At 43.6% G+C, this 5,292-nt stretch carries 6 protein-coding genes and 1 pseudogene; 4 read left to right on the top strand and 3 right to left on the bottom strand.

Going from position 1 to position 5,292, the window contains the following annotated elements; all coding sequences use genetic code 11:
- From WC615_RS22340 to WC615_RS22350, 3 genes and pseudogenes are all read left to right on the top strand, one after another.
- A pseudogene (locus WC615_RS22340) lies at positions 1-310 on the top strand (hypothetical protein); the annotation flags it as partial.
- Between the two features lie 69 nt (positions 311-379).
- The gene (locus tag WC615_RS22345; RefSeq protein WP_372980249.1) at positions 380-889 is read left to right on the top strand and encodes a molybdopterin-binding protein; all 510 of its coding nucleotides are present in this window, start codon (positions 380-382) and stop codon (positions 887-889) included.
- A 2-nt stretch (positions 890-891) separates the two neighbouring features.
- Positions 892-1,497 (top strand): hypothetical protein, encoded by a 606-nt coding sequence (locus tag WC615_RS22350; protein WP_372980250.1) that lies wholly within the window; start codon positions 892-894, stop codon positions 1,495-1,497.
- Between the two features lie 300 nt (positions 1,498-1,797).
- Here the strand turns inward: WC615_RS22350 and WC615_RS22355 are convergent, their stop codons facing one another.
- Genes WC615_RS22355 through modA form a run of 3 tightly spaced genes read right to left on the bottom strand, consistent with a single transcriptional unit; the run spans position 1,798 to position 3,844 of the window.
- Positions 1,798-2,415: an ATP-binding cassette domain-containing protein gene (locus WC615_RS22355; protein ID WP_372980251.1), complete on the bottom strand. Its 618-nt coding sequence runs from the start codon at positions 2,413-2,415 to the stop codon at positions 1,798-1,800.
- Positions 2,412-3,083, bottom strand: a complete 672-nt coding sequence (gene modB / locus WC615_RS22360) for a molybdate ABC transporter permease subunit (protein WP_372980252.1) — start codon at positions 3,081-3,083, stop codon at positions 2,412-2,414. The genes WC615_RS22355 and modB overlap by 4 nt, the downstream gene beginning before the upstream one ends.
- Positions 3,083-3,844 (bottom strand): molybdate ABC transporter substrate-binding protein, encoded by a 762-nt coding sequence (gene modA, locus WC615_RS22365; protein WP_372980253.1) that lies wholly within the window; start codon positions 3,842-3,844, stop codon positions 3,083-3,085. Before modA ends, modB begins: the two co-directional genes overlap by 1 nt.
- Before the next feature lie 131 nt (positions 3,845-3,975).
- Between modA and WC615_RS22370 the strand changes: the two genes are divergently transcribed.
- Positions 3,976-5,208 (top strand): glycoside hydrolase family 5 protein, encoded by a 1,233-nt coding sequence (locus WC615_RS22370; RefSeq protein ID WP_372980254.1) that lies wholly within the window; start codon positions 3,976-3,978, stop codon positions 5,206-5,208.
- Positions 5,209-5,292: the final 84 nt, after the last annotated feature.

The raw sequence follows: 5,292 nt of genomic DNA on the forward strand, positions 1-5,292 counted from the left end.
CGTAACGCCCGAAACAGCCGAGAATATTAATAAAACCATTGCCAAAACAAAAGCCACGTATTCTATAGTGCAGGATAAGGGCTACAACATTATGAAAAGCTATGGCGTAAACTATATTATGGATGAAAGCACCGTTAACAAATACAAAGGTTATGGGTTAGATATGACCAAAGCCAACGGCAATACCGACAATGTTTTACCCGTACCCGCTACGTATGTAATAAGCAGCGCAGGCAAAATTGCCTTTGTACATTTTGATAAGGATTATAGTAAGCGTGCATCAGTAAAAGATATTTTGGCGGTGCTTTAATAAAACGGCACTTATTTACTAATTTACTCAGGGTTGCTTATGCGGCCCTGAGCTTTTTATTTAGCTATCATGAAAAAATTACTACTCTTTCTTCTACTATGCTCCGGCGCTGCCATCGCCCAGGAGAAAAATCAGCAAACCTTAAAATTCGCTATTGCCGGCGATGTGGAGAAGGAATCGGTCATCACGCTTGATTCGCTTAAACAATATGCCATCAGCCCTATTGGCGATATCAAAGTAACCGACCATACCGGCGCTTTTAAACACCAGGACGATCAGCTGAAAGGCATCTTGCTGAAAGATGTATTATCGCACACCAGGTTTAAAACCAGCAGCCCCAAACTGCTGAGCCGCTTCTATTTTGTTTGCACAGGGATAGATGGCTATAAGGTGGTTTATTCCTGGAACGAGTTGTATAATACTGAAGTTGGTAACCATGTGTACATCATCATGGAAAAGAACGGCATAAAGGCCGACAAAATGCCTGAAAGCATGCAAATGACATCCGCCACCGATTTTAAAACCGGCCGCCGGTATCTGCATAATCTGGATAAGATAGTGGTATCACAAGTACAGTAGATATGGCTGTTGTATATAAAAACATGGGGCAAACAATCACTGCTTCGCAAGCCCAAATGTTAAAGCACTATAACAAGTTGTACACCAATAGTAATGGAGAGATAACAAAGGATGAAACGTATTTAGATGGGGTACTTGCAACGTTAAGTGTCTACAGGTACCACCAATCTGAAGAATCAATAGTTAAAGAGCTGACCAAATTAAATCTGGCTTCCTTTGGAATTAGAACGATTGAAGCGTACGGGTCTTACAAGATTATTCGTGAAAATATTTATCGTGAAAACCAATTTGTTTGTCGGACTAATACATTGGAAAACGAACAAGGAAACACTATTTGTTTTGAGGAGATAGATTCGGTTACGGATCAACCGCTATATGAATACACCTCGAAATATCTGGGCGAATATGTAGATGAACAAAGTGTCTATTATTGTTGGTTTCATTATAAAGAAGATGGAAGTTTAAACTATTGCGAGTTTAATTATATGCATGATTATGACAGCGATGAGTTTAGAGAGGATCGCATATCGTTTATCAAAGATACGTTCATGTTATCTGATGCCATGTTTGAATATTATCTAACCGCCACCTTTCTACCCCCGTTATAATTTTCCCAACACCTACGGTGACAACACCAACAAGGGCGAAATCCACCAGGGTTTCATTGCCGTTGGCTGAAGCCAACGGGATAGGCCTATCTAACTATTTTGGCTTTAGCCAAATGCTTACCTCTTGTTATTTAATATGGAATACTTTTCTTTAAGCTAAATCATGGTTAACCTGCTTTTATCCAAATTTTAACTTAATTTATTCATTGTCAATTAGTTATATGTAGGTTAACCATGAATTGTGTTAAACTATGTTAACCCAATACCTATTAAACATCGCTTATCCCGACTCAACGTTAACTACCCAATCTCCAATTCATCCCCGCTAACCCCATCCAGTTCCTGCGGGTTATGGCTTACAATTAGCGTTGTTGTGCCAAGTTCGGTAAACAGTACTTGCAGGTCTGTTATCAATGCTGATTTCATCTTCAGGTCCAGCGCCGAAAAGGGCTCGTCCATTAAAAGGAGTTTGGGTTTGATGGCCAGCGCACGCATGATGGCCAGGCGCTGCTGCTGCCCGCCGGATAAATGATCTGGTTTGTGGGTGGTGAATGTTTCCAAGCCACCTATGGTCAATAAGCGGGTTATCCATTCCGCATCAACGGTCGCGTATTCTAAATGCTGCTTAACGGTCATGTTGGGGAATAGGGCGTAATCCTGGAAAACAAAGCCAACGCGACGCTGCTGCGGGGGCAGGTTGGTCTTCTGCGAGGCATCAAACCAGTTAGTATCATTAGTTTTGATGATTCCGCTATCAGGCGATATCAACCCCGCTATCATTTTAAGCAAGGTTGTTTTCCCTGCACCAGATGGGCCGGTGATACGCGTGATGCCGCCCGGTAAAAAAGTTTTTTTTATCCGCAGTACCTGTAAGCCATTGTAGGCTTTTAGTTTTTTCTCAATCTCAACTGCTATCATTCTAAGGGGCTTTTTACCTGGTATTTGTTATAAATAAACACACTTAAAACCATCACAAACGTTATGGCGAACAGTATAAGCGAATAGTTATTGGCCGATGCGTAATCGCGCTGCTCAACCGAATTGTAAACGGCAATGGAGGCAACCCGCGTAACGCCGGGGATGTTGCCGCCTATCATCAGCACCACGCCAAACTCGCCAAGCGTATGCGCAAAGGTTAAAACAGTTGCGGTTAATAATGATGGTTTGATGTTGGGCAGCAGTACATGCCAAAAGGTTTGCCATTGCGTTTTGCCAAGCGTGTACGATGCCTGCGATAGCGATGCCGGTAATTGCTGAAACGCCGATTTAACCGGACTGATCATAAAAGGCATACTGTAAATAACGGATGCCAAAACGAGGCCTTTAAATGAGAACACGAAATGCACATCAAACGTTTGTTGTAACCAGTGCCCCAGCCCATGCTGCGGGCTAAACGCCAGCAGCAAATAAAACCCCAACACTGATGGCGGCAGAACCAAAGGCATGGTGATGATAGCTTCGATAACGATCTTCGCCAACGACCGCTTTTTTGACAGCCACCAGGCCAGCGGTAAGCCAATCAGCAGCAATATCAACGTAGTGATAGCCGCTAATTTTAGGGTGAGCCAAATTGGTGAAAGATCCATTAGTTTTTGGTATGATAGCCGTAGGCCTTAAATATGGTTTGGGCGGCCGGGCTTAAAATATATTGGTAAAACTTTTCGGCAGCGGTGTTTGCCCTGGCATGCTTTAGCAATACCATAGCCTGTTCTATCGGTGCATATGTTTTCTCGTCTATCAGTTTATAGTATAACTGCGGCTTTTTGGCACCATCCTTTATTAAAGATAGCGTAGTGAAACCTGCCTGCACAACACCGGTAGTTATATAGGTATTTACCTGGGTAATGCTTTCGCCGAAAACGATCTTATTTTTCACTTTGTCATAAATACCTGCTTTGGTAAGTGCCTGTTGCGCGGCTTTGCCGTATGGCGCAATGGCCGGGTTGCCAATGGCTATTTTTCGAATGGTATTGCCCTGTAAAAGCTGGGCCCAATGGGTAAGATCAGGGTTTTGCGTGCTGCAGATGATGAGTATGCCTTGTGCATAAACAACAGATGGCTTTAAGGTAAACCCATCCTGTTGCAGGGATTGCGGGAAGTCCTTATCAGCCGATAGGAACACATCAAAAGGCGCCCCATGGCGAATCTGTGTACTCAGGTTGCCGGATGCGCCCGATATTACATCAATACTTACGCCCGTGCGGATTTTGAAATCTGCTTTCAGGTCTTTCATTACGGGTTGCAGGTTGGCCGCTATAGCTACAGTTACGGTTTGCGCATTCACCGAGAGGGATAAGACGCAACTTATAAAAAACAGCAAAAACGTTTTGATGAATAGTTTGGTCATCCTGATGGTGTTGTTTCACAAAATACGTAATATTGGCATATAGGTACAAATGCTAAATGATAATAGAATATCAGTTACATTTGTTTAACGCGCTTTGCCAATTGGCGTATATACCAAACACCTTTAAATAAATGAAAAAACTCATCACAACCATGCTGCTTTGGGCTGTAGTAATATTTACCGCAGCGGCGCAGGCACCCCAATTCATCACCGTAAAAGGCAAAGAAATAATAGGTGCCAATGGCAAGCCATTCTTGATCCGCGGGACTAACCTGGGCAATTGGCTGGTACCAGAGGGATATATGTTTAAATTTAAAACGGTTAACTCGCAACGCTTAATAAACGAAGCCCTGACCGAACTGGTTGGCCCCGAAGAGATGAAACTTTTTTGGCGCACTTTTCAGGATACCTATATTACCGAGGGGGATATTAAATTCCTGAAGGCATCGGGCATGAACTCTATCCGCATCCCATTCAATTATAAATTGTTTACCTACGAGGATTATATGGGCCAGAACAACCCTAACCGCGGTTTCGAACTGCTGGACAGGGTGATAGGCTGGTGCAAAAAAGCAAACCTGTACGTGATATTGGATATGCATTGTGCCCCCGGCGGCCAAACCGGCGATAATATCGACGATGGCAACGGTTATCCGTTCCTGTTCACCAGTGCGGCAAGCCGTAAGCTGACTTCAGATATCTGGCGCAAAATAGCCAACCACTATAAAAACGAAACCATTGTGATGGGCTACGATCTGTTGAACGAACCCATAGCACATTATTTTGATGTAAAGGCCCTTAACCCGCATCTGGAGCCTACGTTTAAAGAGATAACTGCGGCAGTGCGCACGGTTGATAAAAACCACATTGTATTTATTGGCGGTGCCCAGTGGGACAGCAACTTTAAAGTATTCGGTAAGCCGTTCGATAGCAAAAGCGTTTATACTTTCCATAAATACTGGACTGATGTTAAACAGGATGTGATACAGGAATACATCGACTACCGCGATAAGTATAACGTGCCGATATACGTTGGCGAAACCGGAGAGAACACCGATGAGTGGGTGAGAGATTTTAAGATCCTATGCGAAAAGAACAACATCGGATGGCATTACTGGCCATATAAGAAACTGGATAACCAGAAAGGGATCACCAGCTTTAATGAGCCCGATGGTTACGATGAGATCATTGCCTACACCGAAAAGCCACGCGGCAGTTTCGAAGAGATCCGTAAGGCAGCCCCCGCCGACAGGGAAAAAATTAGGAAAGCCCTTTGGGGATTTTTAGAGAACAGCAAGTTTGCAAATTGTATCCCTAACAAAGGATATATAGAGGCGTTAGGGTTAAAGGTGCCGGGGAAGTAGATTATTTATCTCAACTTGTCATTTCGAACCCTCTGGGGCGGGGCGAGCTTGGGGAGGGTGAGAAATCTTATACGCCTAGCTATT

This window comes from Mucilaginibacter sp. (assembly GCF_041663085.1).
In the GTDB taxonomy this organism is placed as follows: Bacteria; Bacteroidota; Bacteroidia; order Sphingobacteriales; family Sphingobacteriaceae; genus Mucilaginibacter.